The organism is Mesorhizobium escarrei, from assembly GCF_935825525.1.
Classification (GTDB): Bacteria; Pseudomonadota; Alphaproteobacteria; order Rhizobiales; family Rhizobiaceae; genus Mesorhizobium; species Mesorhizobium escarrei.
Map to the genome: position 1 here is coordinate 135417 of NZ_CAKXZT010000121.1, position 21673 is coordinate 157089.

Consider the following 21673-nt stretch of genomic DNA (forward strand, 5'->3'; position numbering starts at 1 on the left):
TCGTTGTTGCAATTGCGCGGACTGAATTTCCCGAATAGGAACGGGAGATCAACGAGGGGACTAGGTTAATGGACGAAGCAATTGGTCAGACGAACTCTGATCTGTTAGGCCTGACGGCGGACATTGTCGCCGCCTATGTTCAGAACAATGCAATGCCTGCGGCCGATCTGCCGAGTTTGATCGCCAGCGTCAATACGGCGTTATCGGGCCTGCTCGAGCCGGTCGTGCCACCGCCACCAGTACTTGCTCCGGCTGTAAATCCCAAGAAGTCGATATTTCCCGACTACATTGTGAGCTTGGAGAATGGGCGTAAGTTCAAATCCATGAAGCGTCACCTAGGGCTGCTGAGTATGACACCTGACGAGTACAGAGCCAAGTGGGGATTGGCGCGAGACTATCCCATGGTTGCGCCGAACTACTCGGCTCAGCGGTCAGCCCTTGCAAAATCGATTGGCCTCGGTCGCAAGGCGACGGTGAAAACGCCGCCGAAGAAAGCGCAAGCAAAGCGGAAAGCAAAACCCTAGGCCTCCGCCGCAATCCGGCAGTTCTGGATTCAACGCTCGGGCGCCCGAAATCGGAAGGGCTAGGGAGGGAGGAAGGCTCCTCTCCTGCGATTAGTCTAGGTGGGTGGACTGACCAACTCGACCGATCACTCCATGTCTGGCACATCGCCGCCAATAAAGAGTGTAGTCGGCTCGCCGTATTCTCCCAAAATTGGATTTGCATCTCGCGACCACCCTCTTGGATGATTAGTTTATCGGGAGCGGTGATCCTGGAAGCGGTTCCATGCATGCATGCGGTTGGCGACCTGCACTGCGAGCGGATGGAACGGAACCGGCTTCATGTTCGTATGACGCGCATGCGGCTGCGCGCGGAGTTCCTGGCGGATGAAGAACGCGAGAAATGGCTGCACGATCTCGAGGAGCTCGACCGCATCGCCGACAGCGCCATCCGGCTGGTGCGCGAGGAGGTCGATCAGGACGCCGTCGAACCGGTCGACCTCGAAAGGCTGGTCCGTGACATCGAGGCCGAGATGATTTCGCTCGGTCACGCCGTGTCGATCGGGCATCTGGACAAGGTCATGGTCAAGGCAGGGGCACTCGGCCTTCGTCGGGCATTGCGCAATCTGATCGTCAATGCCGCCACCCACGGCAAGGGTTGCAGCATCTCTCTCTCCGCAGCAGGCAATCATGCCGTCCTCACCATCGCCGATGGCGGGCCCGGCATCCCGCCGGAACTGTTGGGCAAGGCGTTCGAGCCATTCTTTCGGGTCGATCCCGGCCGCCGGCAATCCATTCCGGGGGCCGGCCTCGGCCTCGCCATTGCCAAGGAAATCATCGAACGCTTCGGTGGAACCGTCACACTGGAAAACCGCGCCGGCGGCGGTCTTTCCCAGAGGGTCGTTTTCGACGCTGTTCCACAGCAAACTTAGCCAAGCATGATCATTTCAAGCGAGCGTTCCAAAGCGCCTCGGCCTTTTGGTACCAGGTATCGAAAGTCCCCTCTACGGTCTTTTCGTCGGTCAACAATGCCAGTGCTGCCGTTGCGATGACGATCTGGGACGCGCGCGGTCACGGACCATGCCGAATGGCAAAAATCTATCTGTTAGAATCGGACACTTGGAGTGCGTAGCGCGTGTGCCTACGCTCCCCGGTTTTTGTTAGCGCACCCTTAGCAACCAAGTCCTGCAGGTCCCTCGTTGCGGTCGCGCGGGATGCCTGTGTGATGGCGATGTAGTTCTCGGCGCTGAGACCCCCTTGGAAGCCCTCGATCCCTTCACGGAACATCCGGGCGATGGCCTTTTGCTGGCGCTCGTTGAACTGGTCTCGATGGCGTTCGTAAAACTTGGCTTTGGCGACGGAGAATTCTACCCGCGCAAGCGTTACGCGTTGCGCCTCAAGGATCGTGTTGGCGAAGTACAGCAGCCAGTCTGTAACCGCGTTGTTCTTGTTGCTGGCCTCCAAGTTGTCGTAGTACGCCTTGCGGCGGCGTTCGATCGTGTAGGCTAACGCGATGAGGCTGGGCTCACCCAGGTTTTGTGCCAGCGCCTTTTCGCAGAGGGTACGCCCTATGCGGCCGTTGCCGTCCTCGAACGGGTGAATGCTCTCGAAATAAAGGTGCGCGATACCGGCACGCGTCAACGCCGGGAGCGGCGTCTTGCCTTTGGGCGAGGTATCGTTGAACCAAGCGGCGAAGGTGTCCATTTCGGATTTTACCCGCGTCGAGGGCGGCGCTTCGAAATGCACTTTGGGCCGATCCAGCCGATTGGAAACGATCTGCATGGCATCGGCATGTCGGCGATAATTGCCGACGGTCTCCATTCGCCGTTCACCCGACATCACCATCTTGTGCCAAGCATAGAGGGTGCGATGTGAGAGCGGATCGGCAAAATGCAAGTAGACATCGGCCATCATTTCCGCGATGCCCCGCTCGGCAGGTGGAATGCGCCTGGTCTCGCTGCCCAGTCCAAGTTGCTGGCGCAGGGATGATTGCAGACTCTCGCGGTTGAGGTATTCCCCCTCGATCGCGGATGTCTTCAAGGCCTCCTCGCTAATAAGATCGATGCGGATCTGGTCGCGATCGTCGGAACCGACATGACGAAAGACGCCCAGGAACTCGCCCGATTGCAACAGGAACTCGCTTTCCAGTGGTTCCAATACATTCTTATCGTAGGTGAAATGCGGCCAGTCAGCCTGCTCCCAATTCCATATCATGAGTTATAACGCACCTTTCTATAACTCATAATGACAGAAAGTATGAGCTATAGCAGTCGTCTCTATGCCTCGGAAATCGCGGCTTTGCCGCCTGTCCCCCCGATACTCTGTCCAGCCATCCATCCTCAAACAGGGCTTACAAAAGGCATCGTGGCTGGCGATTCCAAATCCGCAGAGGCGATGCGGGACGCGATCGTTACTGTGTTTCGAGATCCATCGAGGATCGGCGGAATCGAAGTCGAAATCGCTGGGCGCCTCACCGCCCTCCTGGGCGAGAATGCCTTCCAACGGCGCCAAGGAGCGTGGGAAAGGTGGTAACGGGAGACGGATCGAACCACCGCCACGCGGATTTGCAGCGTGTTGATCTGCACTTTAGATGGCGAGACCGAGATCCAGGTGATCGTCATCTCGCAGGTTGCGCGTTGACCCTTTGCCGTCGGCGGGCGCCTCGTGCCAACAATCCCAGACGTACAACATCAACGGTACCGACGAAGAAAGATCCACAAACCCCAACCGTGCTTCGGTCTCGTCTACTTGTAAATTTCCTATGCTAGTGACGCGGTTCGAATTACATGAACCTTCATTTACAGGCGCCTTCCAGCGGAGGCGGCAGCATAGATGTTCGGCGATGATCTGGTCGAACGCCATCGATCAAAACGACTGGCACTCCAACGCGTAACCGCCGAGCCTGACAGTGCGATAGTGACACGCTGGGATGACTGCCCGAGCGACTTTCGCAAGCCGGCTGATATGGACATCGACCGTGCGCGGGCCAACATAGACATTGCCGGGCCAGGCTGCCTCTATCAGTTCGTCGCGGCTGAGCACCTTCTCCGGGTTCTCCAGCATGTGACGTAGCAATTTGAACTCAATCGGTCCGAGCAGGATTTACTTGCCGCACGATCCGCCGGCCCGAGAGCAACCTGTCGATGTCTTCCTCCGACCACAGGGAGATCTTCCGGGGATCGAACCCGTCGAAAGCGGCCTCGACACCGGTCCATCTTGCCTCGATGGCGGACCAGTTGAATCCCGCCTGGAACAGGCATTTCGTCATGGCCGAGAGCCAGTGGTCATCGTGCGTCCGGCCGAGCGCCTCCGGTGTCAACGCTTGAGGCAGAAGCGCCTCCAGCGCCGCTTGTCCACTCTGCCGCCCCGCGGCAATCTCCTGAATTTCCTCAAAGCTGCGCATTTCCGAGATTCCTTTCAATGCGCGACGGACAGGATCGCGGGAAGCATCGAGGCGAGAAGCAACACCGCCATGACGATGTTGAAAATCGCGATGCGATTGCCTCGGGCCAGAAATCCGCGCACGCCATGCCCGGACAAGGCCCAGACGCTGATCGAGGGGATGGTCACGGCGGCAAAGACCGCAATCAGCAGAAGAAGATCTGGAACTCCGGCCTCGGGCTCGAGATAGGAGACCGTGACGATCAGCGCGACCGTCCAGGCTTTCGGATTGAGCAATTGCAGGCTTGCGGCCTGCAGGAAGGTGAAGGGCTTCTCGAGTCCCGCGCCCGAGCCGCTCCCAAGCGATCGGCTCCTAGCGATTTTCCACGCAAGCCAAAGCACATAGACCGTACAGGCGGCGCGCAGGATCTGCCCCGCGGTCGGATAAGTTTCCAGCACAGCCCCCAACCCCAGCCCGACAGCGAAGACCATGCTGAGGAAGCCGAAGCTGATCCCCAGCACGAGGGGAATAGACCGTTGGAAGCCGAAATTCGCTCCGGAGGCGAGCAGCAGGAAGTTGCCGGGGCCTGGCGAGATCGACATGACGAAGGCAAAGCCGATCAGGGCCAAGAGCGTTTCCAGGGACAAGGAGCTCTCCATTCATGGGGATCGTGTCTTTCCGACCAATAGCTGGCAAATTTGAGTTAAACGATGCCTGATTGTCGGTATTCATTTGCAGATCGTCCCAAGCCGGCTCATTGTTGCGTCATGGATGTGCTGAACGACATTTGCTCCAGCCTGCGGCTGAAGGCCGAACTCTATTTCCACGCCGCCCTCGACGCGCCCTTCGCCGTGCGCCTTCCCGAGGAAGAGCGGCATATCCGTTTTCACCACATGCTTTCGGGGCGCGCCTATGTGGCGGTGCCTGGTCAACCGGCGGTGGCGTTGAACCCCGGCGACATGGTTCTGGTGCCCGAAGGGGCGTCGCAGATCCTGTCCTCGGACGCGGCGGCGCGTGATGCGATACCGCTGGAGGCCGTCCTCGCCGCTCATCCGGTCGAGGGCGACACGCTGCGCGTCGGTCACGGCGCGCCGGATTGCCGGATTCTGTGCGGCTATCTGGGGTTCGATCCGGGCATCCTGCACCCGGTCCTGTCCGTTCTTCCGCCGGTGATCGTGCTCAAACGCAATGACGCGACCTGCGGTTCGGCGCTGCAACTTTTGCATGACGAAGCGCTTCTGTCCGGCCCCGGCGCGTTTTTCGTCCTGCATCGGGTCGTCGAGATTCTCTTGATCCAGAGCCTGAGACGGGAAGCGACAGCGAGCAGTCCGGCCCATCCCTATATGGAGGCGCTGCGCGACCCACCGTCGCCAAGTGCCTGAGCGCAATCCACTTGGAGCCTGCGCGCAACTGGTCGGTGGACAGCCTTGCGCGCCATGCCGGCCTCTCGCGTTCAGTCCTGTCCGCGCGATTCTCGTCAAAGGTGGGAATGGGACCCTCGGCCTATCTCACCCTCTGGCGGATGACCAAGGCCCGGGAAATGCTCATCAATACCAGGCTTCCGATCGCCGATATCGCGGAACGCTGCGGCTACGCGTCGCTGCCTGCGTTCCACCGCCGGTTCACCGCGATTTTCGGGATAGGCCCGGGGCAGTGGCGGAAGCAGAACAACGGCGCGTATGACAGCTCGGCACGCAGATTGGCCGCGTCTTTTGCGGCAGAGCCCTCAAAGCTGCAAAGGGCGGGCTAACGCAGACGTCAGGAAGCCCCGTCCATCAAGCTTGTGGCCGTTCGACTGACATTCGCTGTCTTTAAGCCGCATTGCCACTTCTGGGTATTGTGCCGATCGGCGCGGAGACCCACACCGATTGACAGGCCGTCGAAGCCGTAGCCGAACCGCCCGGCGTCGTTCAGAGCTTCAACGTCGGCGATCAGCCCTTCCAATGTGAGGTCGAAAGCCGCGCAGTCGTACCCGGCCTATTTCGGCGCGGCAGCTGCGGTTTCACCCGGCGGCATGATCCGGAACATGAAGCTCGACACTTTTTCTCCCGGTTTGAACGGCTCGGGAACGTCGTTGTCGACCGGTTTCACACTTTGGAGGAATGCCGCGATCGCCATGGCGTCATCGCACAGGTACGAAAAGTTCCTGTTCTCAGGTGGCGTCTGGCCTCATGCTGACAACCAACCGTGCCGTTCCGATGACGGTCGGCGCGTCCTTCTTTTTCGACGCAAGCGGCGGCGGTGTGAAATGGGGAACCGCTTCCGCGGTTATGGTGCTGGGCGCCTTGCCGCCGGCATTGCTGGGTCTTGTGATGTATCGGCAGATATCAGGATCCATGATCGCTGGAGCGGTCAAAGGCTAAGGCAAGGACGGGTTCCGACGCAGAGGCCGCTCTCATCGGTCAGGTCCAAGCTGCAAAATCCTTGAAACCATGTCCGGTCACAATGCAGACGACGGTATCGCTCGATCCGATCGTGCCTTTTATGAACAGATCCCGGGCCGCAGCGAGAGAGGCCGCCCCCGTCGGTTCACAGAAGAGACCGGCTTTGCGTGCCAGGTCGATCATAGCCTCGCGAATGCCCACATCGCCGACGGCGTAAGCAAGGCCCTTGCTTGCACGGACAAGCGAAAGCGTCAGACTGCCTTCCTCGGGATAGGCCTGCAACGGGTCCGAAATGCCCGAAGCGATCGTGTTGGGATTCTCCCAGCCATCAACGTCGATCTTTCCGTCCTCGAAGGCTCTCGCTATCGGAGCACAACCTTCCGACTGCGCCGCGATCAGACGCGGCACTTTGCCAGCCCTATCCATGAAGCCCTGAAAGACACCTTTGACCAACGGCCCGGAACTCGTCGGGATGGCGATCCAGTCGGGTCCGACGCATTCCATCTGCTCATAGAGCTCCTGCCCGATCAGCCGCAGGGCATCCACGCCATAAGGGTTCAGATAGGTCGTCGTCAGATTTGCATAGCCTGTTTCGGCGCAGATTTGCCTGGCGTGCTCAAACGCGTTTCCGTAATGGCCCGGCACCTGCTCAAGCGCGGCGCCATAGGCAACAATCTGCGCCAGCTTGCCACGCGGCGTCGCGTCCGGGCAAACGATGATGGCGGGAACTCCCGCATTCGCGGCATAGCAAGCGGCAGCAGCACCGGCATTGCCGCTCGACGCGCTGACGATACCCGTCGCGCCAAGCGCAATCGCCCGGCTCAACGCCGCTGCCACAAGGCGATCCTTGAAGGAGCCGGATGGGTTGCGGGTTTCGTCCTTGACAAGAAGCCGACCACTGAAGCCGGCGTGGAGGAGATTGGGTCTGAGCTCTCGAAGCGGCGTGCCGCCTTCTCCAAGCGTAATGCCATCTCCGACGAAGTCGGCCCTAAGCCAGCTGTGGCCCTCCGGTTTTTGACGTACAACCTCCAGTATGCCGCCGCAATCGGGGCAGCGGTAAACCAGCGTTGGCGGCAGGGTGGCATCGCAGGCGATGCAGTGCAGCTTCAGTTCTGGGGATATGGTTTCGACCTCAGGAAGAACCGCAAGCGTCATTGCATCATTCCGCGCGCCGCGACAGGAAAGACGCATTCGACCCGCTTGCCGCGCATGCCGACATACCAGTCGTAGCGGTCGACCGTTGGATCGCAATGGCCCGGAACGAGGCGCAGCGTTTCTCCGATGGCAAGGCTTCCAGGGTCCGAACGCAGGACGAGCGAACCGTGCTCATCGGATGCGCCGGCATAGTCGATATCCTGTCTGGCGTGAATGAGAGGAAGCCCGCTGTCGATGGCAATCCCCTTGTGGCCGCAATCCAGAACCGCGATACCGTGACGGGCAGCACTCATGACGGTGCTCAAAACGAACAGCGATTGTTCGAAATCGGGAGCGGGACGATTTCGCGCATAGTCGGCATCCATGAACACATAGGAGCCGGCCTGCAGCTCGTTGTATACGCCGCTGGCTGCCTCGTGGGCGAAGGTTCCCGTGCCTGCGCCGCCTACAATTGCGCATTCCAGGCTTTGCTTCCTGATTGCGGCGACCGTATCCATCGTTCGCGCCGCAGCCTGGCCTATCGCGTCGCACCGCTGCTGTTCGGTGCGCAGGTGCTGGGCGCGCCCATGATAGGATTGCAGGCCGCCGAACACCAGATGGCGGCTTCTCGCTATGCGTACTGCAAGTACTGCGGCGGGCTCGCCGGGCTCCACACCGCAGCGGCCGCCGCTGACGTCGATCTCGACCAGCACGGTCAACCGCGTGGCGAAGGATTCGGCCACTGCCTCGATCTGGTCAACCACGGCCGCGCTATCGGCACAAAGCGAGATTTTCGACATCCTGGACAGCGCGGCCAGTCGCGCCAGCTTGCGGGCGGAAACGACCTCGTTCGAAACGAGAATGTCGCTGACGCCGCCCCAGGCAAGAACCTCGGCCTCCGCTGTTTTTTGCACGCATTGGCCGATGGCCCCTCTGGCAATCTGCCAGTGGGCGATGATGGGGGACTTGTGGGTTTTCGCGTGAGCGCGCAACCGCACGCCTGCGTTGCGGCAGAATGCGGCCATGCGGTCGAGATTGCTTTCCATTGCATCGAGATCGATGATGAGGGCAGGGGTATCGATATCCGCTTCGCTCATTCCGGGCTCGGCAGGGGGGCGCTGGAGCATTTTGTCTTTCTCTGATCGCAATGATGCCAATCATGACCATGCGGGCAGGAGATCGTCTTTGCTTGGCATGCGAGACGATTGACGAACAACCCGCGTCGTTCGCGTCAGGCGGCTATCGACGGCCGCGTCTGCTGCGACAGGGTTTCGAAATTGTCGCGGATATAGACCGCGGCACGCAAGGCGAGCGCCGAGATGGTCGCCGTCGGATTGACGACACCGCCGGTCGCGAGCACGCTTCCATCGACGATGAAAAGATTGGGGACCTCCCAGGTCTGATGCCACCGGTTGACAACGGATGTCGACGGGTCGCTGCCCATGCGGCAGGTGCCGATCATGTGCCAGGCGGGTGTGCGATAAACGCCTTCCTTGTCGCGATAATCATGCAGCCGATATTCGAAAGCGCCGCAGGCCTTTGCAAGCTCTTCGAGACGATCGAGCATGTAGTTCATCATGCGCTTGTCGTTTTCACCTGGTGCATAGTGGGTCCTTGCCGCAGCCACGCCGTCGGAATCCTTCAGCACCGGATCCAGCGTCACGCGATTTTCCGGATTCGGCAGATCGTCGCCAATGCCGAAAACGCCGATGGAATGGCCGAAGTGGCGCTCGAACCATGGGTGATGGTCGCGGCCCCACGGCGCGCGGGCCGGCGTGAACCAGCCTGCCGCAAGCTCTCCCGCCGAGGGCGTGGAGGTGATGCAGTTGAAATTGAAACCGTTGACGAAACCACGCGACGGGTCTGTTTCGGCAAACTGCCGTGACAGCAGGGATGCGACGTAACCGATATGACCATCGACCGGCTCGTCGACCCACATTTCGCAGGCAACCAGGGTGTGATGCAGGAGGTAGCGTCCGACCTGGTCGTTGGTGTTGGCAAGATTGTCGGATGCAAGAAGGAGCCGTGGCGTTCCGATGCCGTTCGCAGCCACGATAACCAGTTTCGCCCTCTGGAAATGTTTCATCCCGGTGTTGCGGTCGACATAGAGAGCTCCGCTTGCGCGGCCGTCTAGGTCTTTCTCGATCTTGAGCACGCGGGCATTGATGCGCAGTTCGCAGCCGGCATTCAATGCCTTCGGCCAGATGGACAGCGAATATTTGCTCATCGATCCGCGCGGGCAGCCGTTGCATGTGCCGCAATTGTTACAGGCCGGCCGACCGTCGTAATCCTCGGAGATCGCCGCGGCCTCGACCGGCCACCAGTGCCAGTCAAGCGCATCGAAACCGGAAGCAAGGCGCTTCGCCACCTTGGACACAGGCATTGGCGGGGTCGGGCAGCGGTCTCGTGGTGGCATGGCCGGATCGCCGGCCAGTCCCGACACGCCCACGAGCTTGTCGGCCTGCTCGTAAAAGGGGGCGATATCCTCATAGGTGATCGGCCAGTCCGGCTGAAGACCATGCTCCGTGCCCTTGCGGAAATCTGAAGGACGATAGCGTGGCCAAATTGCGCCATAGACGTTGGTCGATCCGCCGACAGCGTTCCACATCAGGATTTGCGAGGAGTCCGAATTGACGGGGAAATCGTCCGGATGGCTGCGCTTGTTGACATCCGGGCTCCAGTTGGTCCGGCGCTGCCACGACCAGTCGGCATGGAGATGCGGATGATCTTTCGGCTCCACCCAGGAACCCTGTTCCAGGCAGACGACATCGAGACCGGCTTCTGCCAGTGTCAGCGCTGCCAAGGATCCTGTCGCGCCAGCGCCCACGATCAATACATCACAGATGCGCTCTGTCGTCATCTTTCCAGTCCCCAATGATCTGTCTTTACCGTGTCCAGGTCGAGCGACGACATATCGACGGGCCTGACGTTTTCAGTTTCCAGGTAATGGCCGCGCCGATGGGCTGGCAGGTCCCGGTTGAAATCGAAGGGCGCCATGTCATAGCCGGTCAGATGGGGCCGGTGGGAGTATGGACGTCCCGTGTTTCGAATGGCTTCGATGACAAAGGGCGTTTCGTAATAGGCAAGCGTCACCGCCGTATAGACCTTGTCGAAAAGCTCGGTGTCGGCGTCCTCGAAGGCCTTGACGGACGCGATGCGGGTTTCACCATTGGCGCTTGAAAGGCCGTCCTTTTCCCAGCCCAGCAGATCGGCCAGTGCCGTAATCTGCACATCGCTCCAGTCCGCAAAGAGGCGCATCGCGACGATGCCGTGCACGCCGGCCTCGGATGCGGAGGGCCAGCCCTCGCTGCCGGGGATCAATTCATCGACAAGAGCGCGGATCATCCGCGTTCTCTCGGGCGGAGAAAGGGGCGAATTCCGTTCGCCGGCAAAAGCAAGCGATTGGGAGCTCATGCCACACCTGCCTTTCGATCGATCGTGACCGTGATCATCTTGAGTTCCGTCATGGCTTCCATCGTGTGCACGCCGCCCAGCCGGCCGATGCCGCTCTTGGTGCCGGTCCCACCTCCGAAGGGCAGGTGAATTTCCCACCAGGTGCTGCCGGCATTGACGTTGACGATCCCGGCGGGGATTGCCTTGGCGACCGAAACACCCCGCGCCACGTCCGCCGTGAAGACGCCCACCGACAGGCCGTATTCGCTGTCGAGCGCCAGATCGAGCGCTTCGGCCTCGTCCTTGAACGCGAGAACCGGGACGATCGGGCCAAAGGTTTCCTCGCGATTGATTCTCATCTCGCGCGTGACACCGGCGATGATCGTCGGTTCGAAAAACAGTCCACTGCCGAGATCGGGGCGCGGCTTGCCGCCATAGAGCACCTTGGCACCCTGTGCGATGGCGTCATCGACGTGCTCTTTGACCTTGGCCGCGACGTTGGCGTTGTTGAGTGGTCCCATGCTCGTTCCCTGATGGAAGGGATCGCCAAGCACATGTTTTTGGGCATGGGCGACGAGCTTTTCGCACAGGCTTTCGGCAATCGACTGATGCGCGAGAACGCGGCCCGTCGCGGCACAGACCTGACCGGCATTGAAGAATGCGCCGCCGGCCGCGGCGGCGGCCGCCGCGTCAAGATCGGCATCCTCGAAAACGATCACGGGGCCGTTGCCGCCCAGTTCCAGAAGCAGCGGCTTGCCGGCGCCGCGCTCGGCGATTTTCCTTCCGGTCGCAGCGCTCCCCGTAAAGCCGATGGCCGCAACGTCGGGATGAACCACGACGGCATCGCCAGCGGTTGCGCCTTCGCCGATGACCAGGTTGATGACGCCGGCGGGAAGGCCGGCGCTGTCGATTGCCTCCATCAAGGCACAGGCGACGAGCGAGGTGGATGGGGCGGGCACCCAGACGATGGTGTTCCCGGTCGCAATGCCCGGTGCCAGATATTCCACGGGGATGTTGACCGGGAAATTCCAAGGGGTGATGACGCCGTAAACCCCACGCGGCTGGCGGATCGTCATGACGAGCTTCGTCGGATCCTCCGCAGGCAGGGTCTGGCCGCCCAGTTGCTTGACGAGCTCGGATGCCAGCCGGAAGCCGTCGGCAGCCTTGCCGACCTCACCTATAGCCTCTGCAAGGACCTTGCCCTGCTCGGCCGAGAGGATGCGCGCGATCTTTTCTTGAGCGGCGTCTATTGCCGAGGCGATGGCAACGCAGATCGCGGCGCGCTTGAAAACCGGCATGTCGGCCCATGCTGGCGCGGCTGTCTTTGCCGCAGCGACTGCGCGTTGCGCCGTCTCGCGGCTTGATCGCGGCAGCTGGGCAATGATCTCCCCGGTTGCGGGATTGACCGCCGCCATGGTCTCCGGCTCCGTCTGCCATTCGCCGCCTATGAAATTGGCCGGCGCATCTTTCATAGCGTAGCCACCATCCATTTCTTTTGTCTCCTTCATTCGGCCGCTGCTGCGAGTGTTTGATCGTCGGTACCGATATCCTGGCCGGCAATGACCAGACCGGCGGCAAAGATACGTTCAGGCGCAACGACAATCTCGCCGCGCGTATCCTCAAGGGAAAACGCGCCGCTGCGCAATTCGAGGATGCTCGCATCCCCGGCCGAGCCAATCTTGAACGTTCCAAGCTCGGGGCGCTGCAATGCCTTGGCCGCATTGACCGTCGAGGCTGCGATGACGTCATTGATCGACATGCCGAGCGCCAGGAATTTCGAAAGCGTCGTGACCTGATCGTAGGCCGGGCCCTCGATGCAGAGCGCATGAACGTCGGAAGAGATGGTGTCCGGCAGGAAACCTTGCGCCGTCATTGAGCGTGCCGTCTTCCAGGAGAAGGAGCCCATCCCGTGGCCGATGTCGAAAAGAACGCCTCGATGCCTTGCCTCAAGGATTTCCGGCTTGATCTTGCCTCTGCCGTCGATGGGCGCATTGGGGAAGGGCCGGAAACAATGGGTCAGCACGTCGCCGCCGCGCAGGCGCGAGACAACGGCCTCGTAGGATGGCGGCGGCTCATCGATATGGGCCATCAGCGGCAGGCCCGTCTCATCCGCGACCTGCAGGGCGACATCTAGGGGCTGGATACCGGCAGGCCCGGAGGCGTGGCGGCCGATGCGCACCTTCACGCCGATGATGACGTCGCGGTTGGCGTTGATGGTCTCCACCGCTTCCCGGCCGGCAAGGAGCCGCATGTCATGGCTTTCGCCGATCATGATGTTCTTCGCGAAACCATAGATGCCGGCGAAGGAGATATGCAGATAAACGAGAATGCGGGCCGTGCTCCGCTCGATCACATGTTTGCGAAATCCCGGAAAATTTCCCGGTCCCGCACTTCCAGTATCGACGCAGGTCGAAACCGCGCTCTTTCGAGCAAACGCGTCGGGGTCCACACCGAGCGACGTTCCGCCCCAGTAGACATGCGTGTGCAGATCGATCAGGCCGGGCGTCACGATCAAGCCGGAGACGTTTCGTTCTTGCTTGCCGGAAAGACTGTCCCCAAGCGCGGCGACCTTTCCGCCGGCGAAGGCAACGTCGACGATGCGGTCAATGTCCTGGGAAGGATCGATCACACGACCATTTTTCAAAACAAGCTCATACGGCATGAATTCGGCTTTCGGTTTCCAAGAATTGCTGGTTGATACGGGTGCCGTCGTCTGCGGCGAAATGGCGAACGGCGTCCGCGCTCGCGCAAAGCGTGATGCTTTGGCCTGCAGACAGGCCGGACGCATCGCTACAGGTTGCGCGGACGACATGGCCGGCGACCGAGACGTCGAGAAACTGGAAAGGGCCCGCAGGCTCGATCAACAGAAGCTTGCCGGACAATGATAGGCCGCCATTGCCGCGTGCGCCCGGTTTCAGATCGTGGGGACGGACGCCGAGAACGCGGTCGGAGCTGCCGCCGCAGAGATTGGCAGGCAAGAAGTTCATTTGCGGGCTGCCGATGAACCCTGCAACGAACTGGTTAGCGGGAGCCGAATAGACCTCCATCGGCGGTGCGAACTGCTGCACGACGCCGTCCTTCATCACGGCGATCCGGTCGGACAGCACCATGGCCTCCTCCTGATCGTGCGTGACGAAAATGACGGTAATGCCGAGCGCCTTCTGGAGGCGCCGGATCTCGGTGCGCATGCGCACGCGCAGCGAGGCATCGAGATTGGAAAGCGGCTCGTCCATTAGAAGTACCGAGGGGTTTCTGACGATGGCGCGGCCAACGGCAACGCGCTGGCGCTGGCCGCCGGAAAGCGCTGCCGGCGGTCGGTCGAGAAGGGCCTCGATACCCAGAACATCGGCGGCCCAGGCAACCTGCTTGTCCACGGTTGCCTCGTCCAGTTTCTGCTGGCGCAGTGGAAAGGCGATATTTTCGCGTACCGTCATGTGCGGATAGAGCGCGTAGTCCTGGAAGACCAGCGCGATGTTGCGTTCGCGCGGACCGAGATCCGAAATCTCCTTGTGGTCGAAGCGGATGGACCCCTCGTCGATATCCTCAAGGCCGGCGATGCAAAACAGCAAAGTCGATTTCCCGCATCCCGACGGTCCGAGGAAGGAAATGAACTCGCCATCGCTGATCGAAAGATCGAGCCCTTTCAAAACAGCCATCGTCCCGAACCGCTTGTTGAGGCCGGCAATTTCGATCGATGCCATGCTCGAAGCTCCTTTCAGCCCTTGACGGCGCCGGAAAGCGCACCCTGGACGAGGTAACGTTGGAAGAAGAAGGCGACCGCCACAGGCGGCAGGATGGCAAGCACGCTGGCCGCAAAAAGCGGCCCATACTCATAGAAGCGTGCCTGGTTGAGAAAGCCTGCGATGACGACCGGGATTGTCTGCGTCTTGGGGGTCGAGGTCAGGATCATGGCAAAGAGGAACTCGTTCCAGGACACCAGGAAGCAGAAGATCAGCGCCGCGACGATAGCCGGCCGCACCACAGGCACCAGAACCTTGCAGAACATCGTCCAGCGGCTGCAGCCATCGATGAGTGCCGCGCGCTCCAGGCTGAGAGGTACGGTCTCGAAACTGGTCTTCATCATCCAGGCGGCAAGCGGCATCAGGATCGTCGAATATGCGATCACCAGACCGAGATGGGTGTCGATGAGCCCGAGCGTCCGAAAGATGACGAAGAACGGCAGAACCAGCGTCAGCGCAGGAACCATACGTGTCAAAAGAAGCGCCCAGAGGCTGACGGCAAAGAAACGATGTCCGGCGTAGCGGGCAAAACCGTAGCCAGCCAAGGTGCCGAGCGCGACATTGACGACGGAGACAACGATGCCGATGCCGAAACTGTTGAGCAGGGACAATGGCACGCGTGCGGCCTGCACGCTGGTCGTGCCCTGCGCCATGAGCACCGCCCGATAATTCTCGAAGGTGAGCGTCGAGGGCACCACGGAGGGAGGCGTTCGGATCAGGTCGGTGGCTGGCGACAGGCTGATCAGGATCAGTGCGGCGACGGGTAGGAAAGACCAGACAAAAATGGCAGCAACGGCGAGCGCGAAAAGGATCCTACCCGTGTTGCGCGTGGCAATCGGGCCCATGAGCCTCTTCGGCTTCCACTCCGGCAAGACGACCATGGGGGGGCGCAGGCGGCTGGCTGTCTGCAGTGCTGGAGCGGCCATCACCGGCACTGTCGTTCTGGCTTTCCTGGGGCTGAGGAAGGCGAAATAGGCGATCGCGAATGCAAGGCTGAGAAACGTCAGCACGTAGAGAAGAGCGGCCCCTTCGCCGAACTTCAGGAACTGGAAGGATTGCATATAGCCGAGCCAGGACAATGTGGTGGTCGCCGCGCCCGGACCGCCGCGCGTCATGATCCAGATGATGTCGAAGGCCAGGAACGCATTGATCGTGGAGATAATGGTGGAGAAAAGCAGCGTCGGCTTGAGCCAGGGCAGCGTGATCGAGAAGAAGCGCTTGACCGGTCCCGCGCCGTCGAGAATGGCTGCGCGATGCAGGTTGCCCGGCATGGACTGCAGGCTGGAAAGGAGCATCAGCGTCGTCAACGGCGTCTGGTTCCAGACCTGAGTCAACGCCACGAGGTTGAGGGCGCGGAAGCCCTCTCCGAACCATGCCCGTCCCCATGAACCGAGGCCCACGTCGTTGAGAAAGCCGTTCAACAGACCGAAATTGCCGGCATAGATGAAGGACCAAAGCACCCCGATAGACACAGGCGCCATGGCCCAGGGAACAAGGACGACGCTGCGCAGGAAGCCGCGGCCGGCAAATCGCTGGTTTAAAACGAGTGCGATCAGTGTTCCGAGTACGGTCGTTCCGATGACCGCAATCGCGGAGAAATAAAGCGTGCGGCCGAGCGCATACCAGAAGTCCTGACTCTGGAAGATCTTCGTATAATTGGCGAAGCCAACGAAAATCCAGCGCTTGGTGATCGGATTGGTGATGTTGAAGGACAGGTAGAGACTGTAGAGGAGCGGCACGCCGACGATCAGGACCATCAGGATCAGTGTCGGGGCGACAGAGAAATAAGCAAAGGCCGGAAGGCTGATCCTGCGGCGGCGTTGGTGCGCCAGTGGCTCGATTCTTTGCGACGGCAGCAGCGTCGTTGTCATGGCGTCCTCGCACATCATCTGGGCCAGATCGCCGGAAATGCCGCGTCTGGCGATGTCGTTGGAGGTTGATGCGGACGGAGCAGCCGGTCCCGATGACCGGCTGCCCCCGCATGCCTTACTGATACTGGGCCTTCAGCTCGGAGGCCTTGGCCGCAAGCGATGCCACCAGCTGGTCGGTCGAGCTGCCCGAACGGATGTATTCCTGGACCTGCTGCATCATGAACATATCCCATTCCGGGAACCAGATCGCCTTGCCGATCGCGCGTGACGTCGCCATGCCGAGCTGTTTGGCCGAAATATCGAGGTCGCGCCATTTCGAGAAACTGGCGACGATCTCGGGATCCTGCATGACTTCCTTGTAGCCCGAGCCGAGACCGAACTCGAGGGCCCAGCGCTTGATCACATGATACTGGCCATCCTTGGCTTTGCCGCCGAAGAACTGGAGCAGGTTCCACACGCGTTCCTCATCGACGGGTTGCGAGCCCATGAGATAGGCCGCCGTCCAGGCCATGGTCGAGCGGGTCGCTCCCGGCATGATCGCGTTGCGCACCTTTCCCGCGATCTTGGAAACGGCGGGATCATTGGCGACCTTGTGGTTGTAATCATGGACCACCATGAACGTGTGGCGACCGGAGGCATAGCTGGGTACGCCTTCGCCGGGCAAAGTCATGATGTCCTCGACGACCAGCTTTTCCTTGTAGAAAGTCTGGTTGATTTCGAGGATCTTGCGCAAGGCCGGCTCGTCGACGAAGTTCCCATCGGCGTCGAACACCTTCGCGCCTTCGGAATACCATGCCGCAAACATATACCAGGACATATTCGGCCATTGCTGCTGCCACATCGCGTGGAAGGGCGCCTCGGAGACGCCATCCCTCTTGAGCTTGCGACAGACCTCAAGAACGGCATCCCAGGTTTCCGGCGTCTGAACCCCGGCCTTTGCGAGATGCTCGTCGTTGTACAGGAAGGTGTTGTAGCCGGCGTAATAGGGGAGTCCGCACAGCGGCCCACCGTTTGGCAGCGAAAGCGACTCCACGCTGACCGGGAACATGCCGGCCTTGATATCGGCAACGCCCGGCAGGCTCTCGATGTCGCGGATCCAGTTGGCTGCGTGCCAACGGGCGATGTAATTCTCCTCGGAATACAGCATGTCGATATGCTGACCGCCGGTGAGCTTCGTTTCCGCCAAGGGGTGGTAGTCGCCCGATACGAGTTCGTAATTCACGCTCTCGTCGTAGAGTTTCATGAACGTCTTGACGTTCTCTTCAACGATCTGAGGCTGGTATTGCCAGCCAACGAAGCTGATCGGTGTGGAGGGCGCCGCGAAAGCGCGAGGCCCCATCATCGCTGCAGCGGATAAGCCCGCCGCGCCTTGCAGTATCTGTCTTCTGGACAGCAGGTGTCGTCCCAGCGAAGAAATCATGCTAGTTCCCCCAATCGTGATAGCTTTTTTGATTTCGGCCAACCGGCTGTGCCGGCAGATAACTTTCGGTATCTCCGACCTGGAAGACGAACTGTAAGGCCGGTTAAGTCTTACTATGGGGCAACTATGCAAATTTTTTTTTAGCTGTCCAACGAAATTTTTAATTTCCGGATCATTTTTCCGCCATTTTGAGTAAGTGGTCATTTTTTAAGCTGATTTTTGATCGAAAAAACAAAAAATAGACATTTTCTCGGATCAGTCGCATAGAGGTTGGGTCTGAGCCTCATCGCGTGCGATCGCCAGCTGCTGCTTGAGGCGGCGAAGTTTTTCCCGGCCGGCGTCCTTGCGTGCAATGGCGACGCCATAAGAGATGATATCGATCGCGATCATGTAAGCGTAGCGGATTGACGCTGGGCTCAGAATGTCTTCGTCCGGGGGACTGTTGATCGGCAGCAACTCATCCACGGCGCCGGCGAGAGGTGTTCCACTCGGGGTCAGCGCGATCGTTACCGCACCGTACTCGCGAGCAACGGATACGGCCTTCTCAAGCTCGACATTGGCGCCTGTGAGCGAACAGCAAATGACGACGTCCGTGCGGTCCACTCCCGTCGCCAACATGAATTGCATCTGGTGATCGTTACAGGGAATGACACGTATCCCCAGCCGGAAAAAACGGTTCTGGATCTCCTCGATGAGCCATGAGGAGACACCGCCACTCCCGAATGCGTAGAGCGTGTGACAGACGCTGATCTTGTCGACCACCGCCTGAGCGCGTTCGAGATCGACATTGTGATGCATATCTGCAATGGTTTTCTGTGCCCGTTTGCTAACGCGCTCCGCAACCTCGGCGATGGACCCGGGAGGCGTCTGGGGTTCAAGATAACGGATACCCACGCGCACCGATCCCATGATTTTAAGCTTGAGATCCTTTAAGCCGTCACACCCCAGCATGCGGGAAAACCGGGTGACGGTTGGCGCCGATACATCAAGCCAAGCGGTGAGTTCCTCGATGGGCTTTTCGACAAAGCTATGCGGTTCGCTCAAAATCGCGTGCGCAATCCGACGGTTTGTTTTGGAAAACTGTGACTGCTGGTCAACAATCAGTCCGATAATGTCTTGTGCATTGCGCTTGTCGCCTTTGACGACCGCGCCATCATTAGGTTGTGATGTGCGATTTTCTTGCGACCGATCGCGAGCCATTGAATATCTCCCTTTGGAATTGATCTCGCAACGTGGACACGTGTTCAAGGCTGATAGCGATGGCAGGTACGTCGTCTTCCGTCGGGACCACTCGCTTTCGGACTGCTCTCCAGGTCATTGGCGTTTGCATCAATTTACTTCACCCATGCCGGCGACGATCAAGAGGATCTAGGAGCTCATTCATCCGAGTAAATTACGGTATCGCCTCTGCGTTCGATACCGCAAATCAGCGTGACGCATCGCAGGCATTTTCCGGTGACGTAGCATGGCTCGACTATCGGAACAGTTGGTCAAGATTGCTTACGCTTCTCGCTCGCCCTTGGCCGGCCGCTGCGTCAGGATTTTCGGCGACGCTCCGATTTCGGAACAGTTCGGCTATCCATTCGACAAAACCCTCAGCGGTGCAGCTGAAACCGGGTTCCACTTTTCGCAGTCGCGACCTTCGATTCGGGCTCAAATCATCAGCAGCCCCTTCATGCTGGTGGTCGTGGATCGCAATGCCGAGCGGTTTGGCGGTCTCGATGATCAGTTTCGTCATCTCGATGTCGGCGCGCGACGGCGTCGGGTCGCCTGACGAATGATTGTGCATCAAATTCCTGTGAGCAAAATAGCGATATATATATATCAGCTACTTGTGCGTCAACTATAAAGCGATGGGGCCGAGAACTGGGGTCTGTGACTGCTCGTGATTGTCCCCGCTTGGGCATGAATACGTTGACTCAGTACTCTGACGCCTCGATCAACCACGGATTCCGAAGGATCGTCACTCTCGCCAGCACTGCTTGGAACCCAAGAACTACTTGTCTGAACGCTTCTCTGGCAGAGACTGCTTTTCAGGCTGCTGAAGCGGACTGCACAACTGATGAGCTATTCGGAGACCAGGCGCATGATCGTGTCGATGTTGAACTGCAGTCTTGTATCGAGGGCCTCTCGCGTCATGAGATCGCGTTCAAATATGATTGAACCGGTGAAACGGTTGGTGAGGTAATAGTAGCCGATGGCCGCTATCGTAATGTTCAATTGGACTGGATCGATGCCCTTCCTGAATACGCCCTGTTTCGCCCCGCGTTCTAGGATGGTGTCAACCATGGCCACAAACCGTCGGCTGAGGACCTGGACGACCTTAGACTTCTTGAGGTGGCGCGCCTTGTGCAGATTCTCGCTGTTGACCATCGTCAGGAACTCGGGATTGTCGAGATAATATTTCCACGTGAAGCGCACCAGCCGTTCCAGCGCTTCCTTAGGTTCGAGATGATCGAGTTCCAGTTTTTGTTCGGCGGTCCGGATATTGACATAGGCTTCCTCGAGAACGCGCTGGAAGAGGTTCTCTTTGCTCTCGAAATAGTGATAGATCATGCGCTTATTGGCTTTCGCACGCTCGGCGATGTCGTCGACGCGCGCCCCGCCTAGTCCCTTGCGGGCGAATTCCTTCTTGGCGGCGTCGAGGATGCGTCGCTGGGTCGCCTCGGCGTCGCGCACGCGGGGCTTGCGTGGCACCACTTCGGCCTTGTCGGGATCCACTGTTGTCAAAGGAACTGCCTCTCTTATGTAAATCCTGTTGTTGCAGGGTTAGCTTAGAACCGTGAAAATCCCCTGATCCTAGGTTTTGTTGGCCTTGCGGTTGAGGAAGGCCGCAACCCGTTGCTTGCGTTCCGGCGTATCGAGGATAAGCGCTGCGAGCAGGCGTTCCATCCTCAGCGACTGGCGCATCGGGTGCTCGGCGGCCTCGCGGATCACCTCCCGAGCAAAGCGCACCGCCGGCGCGCTGCGCTCTGCGATTTTTTTGCCGATCGAGATGGCTCCCTCGACGACCTGGTCGGCTGGGCAGCTCCGCGCAGCAATGCCAAGCGCGCTTGCTTCCCTCCCTGACAGTGACCGGCCTGTCAATATCAAGTCCGAGGCGATCGCTCGTCCCGCCATTTGGATGAGGCGCTGGGTTCCACCCTGTCCAGCGATAACGCCGATGCCTGTTTCCGGCAGCGCCAGATTTGCGTCTTCGGCGCACACCAGGATGTCGCAGGAGAGCGCGAGTTCGAAACCACCGCCCACTGCATGGCCGCGGACAGCGGCGATCGTCGGCTTGCGGGCTTCGGCGAAGCGGTCGAATTGTTCGAGCCAGTCAGCCAGGACGGCGTCAATCCCGGTCATCTGGCTGACCTCCTCCAAATCCGCACCAACTGAAAAGTGAGTTTCGGTTCCGGCAAGCACGAGGGCGTGGATCGACGGATCTTGCTCGGCATCGATCAACGCGTTGACAAGATCGGCGGCGAGTTCGCGCGACAACGGATTGCCGCGACGCGGCTTGCCGGTCATCGTCAAAATCCTGACCGGTTCCTCGGTCTTGATATCCAGATGTTCTCGCCGCAATCGTCTCTCCTCACATGAAAAGCTATCCGGGTTGGACCAATGTATAGAAGTAACTGTACGGTTACAAGCCGACTGGTTTGGACGAGATTTTGATCCAGCAGCAGCTAACAATGTCGCCCGCCGCCGAGCGCACTCGGCCATGGCCCGACAGCCTTTGATGGTCGCTCAGGCCGCATAGGAGACGCCTCAGGACGCGTCGGCTCTGCCCCCTCGGAGAACCCTTCCCAGTTTCCGCTTGCGCGCTAATAATGGCTGCGCTATAAAGTAACTGGTTAGTGCGAA

Annotated in this window: 19 protein-coding genes and 4 pseudogenes; 5 read left to right on the forward strand and 18 right to left on the reverse strand. The window is 59.8% G+C overall.

Annotated elements, in window-relative coordinates:
• Positions 1-68 precede the first annotated feature (68 nt).
• Positions 69-524, forward strand: a complete 456-nt coding sequence (locus NMG80_RS13410) for a Ros/MucR family transcriptional regulator (protein WP_254018538.1) — start codon at positions 69-71, stop codon at positions 522-524.
• Between the two features lie 314 nt (positions 525-838).
• Positions 839-1432 (forward strand): annotated as a pseudogene (locus NMG80_RS13415) (sensor histidine kinase); the annotation flags it as partial.
• 166 nt (positions 1433-1598) lie between these two features.
• On the opposite strand, the gene NMG80_RS13420 reads toward NMG80_RS13415, so the two are convergent.
• The 4 genes from NMG80_RS13420 to NMG80_RS13435 form a co-directional block, all read right to left on the reverse strand.
• Positions 1599-2714 (reverse strand): Fic family protein, encoded by a 1116-nt coding sequence (locus tag NMG80_RS13420; RefSeq protein ID WP_254018539.1) that lies wholly within the window; start codon positions 2712-2714, stop codon positions 1599-1601.
• Positions 2715-3365: 651 nt separating this feature from the next.
• Positions 3366-3575 (reverse strand): helix-turn-helix domain-containing protein, encoded by a 210-nt coding sequence (locus NMG80_RS13425; protein ID WP_436798610.1) that lies wholly within the window; start codon positions 3573-3575, stop codon positions 3366-3368.
• A 7-nt stretch (positions 3576-3582) separates the two neighbouring features.
• A complete protein-coding gene (locus tag NMG80_RS37290; RefSeq protein WP_367185950.1) occupies positions 3583-3903 on the reverse strand; it encodes a DNA-3-methyladenine glycosylase I in 321 nt (106 codons plus the stop codon).
• 14 nt (positions 3904-3917) lie between these two features.
• Entirely contained in the window at positions 3918-4529 is a 612-nt protein-coding gene (locus NMG80_RS13435) for a LysE family translocator (RefSeq protein WP_254018540.1), read from the reverse strand.
• A 120-nt stretch (positions 4530-4649) separates the two neighbouring features.
• Here NMG80_RS13435 and NMG80_RS13440 point away from each other — a divergent pair, with 120 nt between their 5' ends.
• Both NMG80_RS13440 and NMG80_RS13445 read left to right on the forward strand, forming a co-directional pair.
• Positions 4650-5264 (forward strand): cupin domain-containing protein, encoded by a 615-nt coding sequence (locus NMG80_RS13440; protein ID WP_254018541.1) that lies wholly within the window; start codon positions 4650-4652, stop codon positions 5262-5264.
• A gap of 11 nt (positions 5265-5275) precedes the next feature.
• The gene (locus tag NMG80_RS13445; protein WP_254018542.1) at positions 5276-5632 is read left to right on the forward strand and encodes a helix-turn-helix transcriptional regulator; all 357 of its coding nucleotides are present in this window, start codon (positions 5276-5278) and stop codon (positions 5630-5632) included.
• A 227-nt stretch (positions 5633-5859) separates the two neighbouring features.
• On the opposite strand, the pseudogene NMG80_RS13450 reads toward NMG80_RS13445, so the two are convergent.
• Positions 5860-6009 (reverse strand): annotated as a pseudogene (locus NMG80_RS13450) (cytochrome c); the annotation flags it as partial.
• Positions 6010-6047: 38 nt separating this feature from the next.
• Between NMG80_RS13450 and NMG80_RS13455 the strand changes: the two are divergent.
• Positions 6048-6245, forward strand: a pseudogene (locus tag NMG80_RS13455) (carbohydrate ABC transporter permease); the annotation flags it as partial.
• Positions 6246-6284: 39 nt separating this feature from the next.
• On the opposite strand, the gene NMG80_RS13460 reads toward NMG80_RS13455, so the two are convergent.
• From NMG80_RS13460 to NMG80_RS13520, 13 genes and pseudogenes are all read right to left on the reverse strand, one after another.
• Positions 6285-7421, reverse strand: a complete 1137-nt coding sequence (locus tag NMG80_RS13460) for a pyridoxal-phosphate dependent enzyme (RefSeq protein ID WP_254018543.1) — start codon at positions 7419-7421, stop codon at positions 6285-6287.
• The gene (locus NMG80_RS13465; RefSeq protein ID WP_254018544.1) at positions 7418-8497 is read right to left on the reverse strand and encodes a DSD1 family PLP-dependent enzyme; all 1080 of its coding nucleotides are present in this window, start codon (positions 8495-8497) and stop codon (positions 7418-7420) included. The genes NMG80_RS13460 and NMG80_RS13465 overlap by 4 nt, the downstream gene beginning before the upstream one ends.
• A 134-nt stretch (positions 8498-8631) precedes the next feature.
• Positions 8632-10260 carry a GMC family oxidoreductase gene (locus tag NMG80_RS13470; RefSeq protein WP_301943356.1) on the reverse strand — a complete coding sequence of 543 codons (1629 nt, stop codon included), beginning with the start codon at positions 10258-10260 and terminating at the stop codon, positions 8632-8634.
• Entirely contained in the window at positions 10257-10745 is a 489-nt protein-coding gene (locus tag NMG80_RS13475) for a gluconate 2-dehydrogenase subunit 3 family protein (protein ID WP_254018546.1), read from the reverse strand. Before NMG80_RS13475 ends, NMG80_RS13470 begins: the two co-directional genes overlap by 4 nt.
• Positions 10746-10810: 65 nt before the next feature.
• Positions 10811-12301, reverse strand: coding sequence for an aldehyde dehydrogenase family protein (locus NMG80_RS13480; RefSeq protein ID WP_254018547.1), 1491 nt, complete (start codon positions 12299-12301; stop codon positions 10811-10813).
• Positions 12298-13455 (reverse strand): amidohydrolase/deacetylase family metallohydrolase, encoded by a 1158-nt coding sequence (locus NMG80_RS13485; protein WP_254018548.1) that lies wholly within the window; start codon positions 13453-13455, stop codon positions 12298-12300. The genes NMG80_RS13480 and NMG80_RS13485 overlap by 4 nt, the downstream gene beginning before the upstream one ends.
• Positions 13445-14494, reverse strand: a complete 1050-nt coding sequence (locus NMG80_RS13490) for an ABC transporter ATP-binding protein (RefSeq protein ID WP_254018549.1) — start codon at positions 14492-14494, stop codon at positions 13445-13447. Before NMG80_RS13490 ends, NMG80_RS13485 begins: the two co-directional genes overlap by 11 nt.
• A gap of 14 nt (positions 14495-14508) precedes the next feature.
• Positions 14509-16404, reverse strand: a complete 1896-nt coding sequence (locus NMG80_RS13495) for an ABC transporter permease (RefSeq protein ID WP_254018550.1) — start codon at positions 16402-16404, stop codon at positions 14509-14511.
• A 115-nt stretch (positions 16405-16519) separates the two neighbouring features.
• Complete coding sequence (locus NMG80_RS13500) at positions 16520-18028, reverse strand: ABC transporter substrate-binding protein (protein ID WP_254018551.1); 1509 nt, start codon at positions 18026-18028, stop codon at positions 16520-16522.
• Between the two features lie 51 nt (positions 18029-18079).
• A complete protein-coding gene (locus tag NMG80_RS13505) occupies positions 18080-19024 on the reverse strand; it encodes a MurR/RpiR family transcriptional regulator (protein WP_254018552.1) in 945 nt (314 codons plus the stop codon).
• A gap of 481 nt (positions 19025-19505) precedes the next feature.
• Positions 19506-19616: pseudogene (locus NMG80_RS37050) on the reverse strand (JAB domain-containing protein); the annotation flags it as partial.
• A 275-nt stretch (positions 19617-19891) separates the two neighbouring features.
• Complete coding sequence (locus NMG80_RS13515) at positions 19892-20545, reverse strand: TetR/AcrR family transcriptional regulator (RefSeq protein WP_254018607.1); 654 nt, start codon at positions 20543-20545, stop codon at positions 19892-19894.
• Positions 20546-20623: 78 nt separating this feature from the next.
• Positions 20624-21391 carry an enoyl-CoA hydratase/isomerase family protein gene (locus tag NMG80_RS13520; RefSeq protein ID WP_254018553.1) on the reverse strand — a complete coding sequence of 256 codons (768 nt, stop codon included), beginning with the start codon at positions 21389-21391 and terminating at the stop codon, positions 20624-20626.
• Positions 21392-21673: the final 282 nt, after the last annotated feature.

Coding starts and splice junctions, on each gene's coding strand:
- NMG80_RS13410 (WP_254018538.1), top strand. CDS start 69: ATGGACGAAGCAATTGGTCAGACGAACTCTGATCTGTTAGGCCTGACG.
- NMG80_RS13420 (WP_254018539.1), bottom strand. CDS start 2,714: ATGATATGGAATTGGGAGCAGGCTGACTGGCCGCATTTCACCTACGAT.
- NMG80_RS37290 (WP_367185950.1), bottom strand. CDS start 3,903: ATGCGCAGCTTTGAGGAAATTCAGGAGATTGCCGCGGGGCGGCAGAGT.
- NMG80_RS13440 (WP_254018541.1), top strand. CDS start 4,650: ATGGATGTGCTGAACGACATTTGCTCCAGCCTGCGGCTGAAGGCCGAA.
- NMG80_RS13460 (WP_254018543.1), bottom strand. CDS start 7,421: ATGACGCTTGCGGTTCTTCCTGAGGTCGAAACCATATCCCCAGAACTG.
- NMG80_RS13465 (WP_254018544.1), bottom strand. CDS start 8,497: ATGAGCGAAGCGGATATCGATACCCCTGCCCTCATCATCGATCTCGAT.
- NMG80_RS13470 (WP_301943356.1), bottom strand. CDS start 10,260: ATGACGACAGAGCGCATCTGTGATGTATTGATCGTGGGCGCTGGCGCG.
- NMG80_RS13475 (WP_254018546.1), bottom strand. CDS start 10,745: ATGATCCGCGCTCTTGTCGATGAATTGATCCCCGGCAGCGAGGGCTGG.
- NMG80_RS13480 (WP_254018547.1), bottom strand. CDS start 12,301: ATGAAGGAGACAAAAGAAATGGATGGTGGCTACGCTATGAAAGATGCG.
- NMG80_RS13485 (WP_254018548.1), bottom strand. CDS start 13,455: ATGCCGTATGAGCTTGTTTTGAAAAATGGTCGTGTGATCGATCCTTCC.
- NMG80_RS13490 (WP_254018549.1), bottom strand. CDS start 14,494: ATGGCATCGATCGAAATTGCCGGCCTCAACAAGCGGTTCGGGACGATG.
- NMG80_RS13495 (WP_254018550.1), bottom strand. CDS start 16,404: ATGACAACGACGCTGCTGCCGTCGCAAAGAATCGAGCCACTGGCGCAC.
- NMG80_RS13500 (WP_254018551.1), bottom strand. CDS start 18,028: ATGACCACTTACTCAAAATGGCGGAAAAATGATCCGGAAATTAAAAAT.
- NMG80_RS13505 (WP_254018552.1), bottom strand. CDS start 19,024: ATGGCTCGCGATCGGTCGCAAGAAAATCGCACATCACAACCTAATGAT.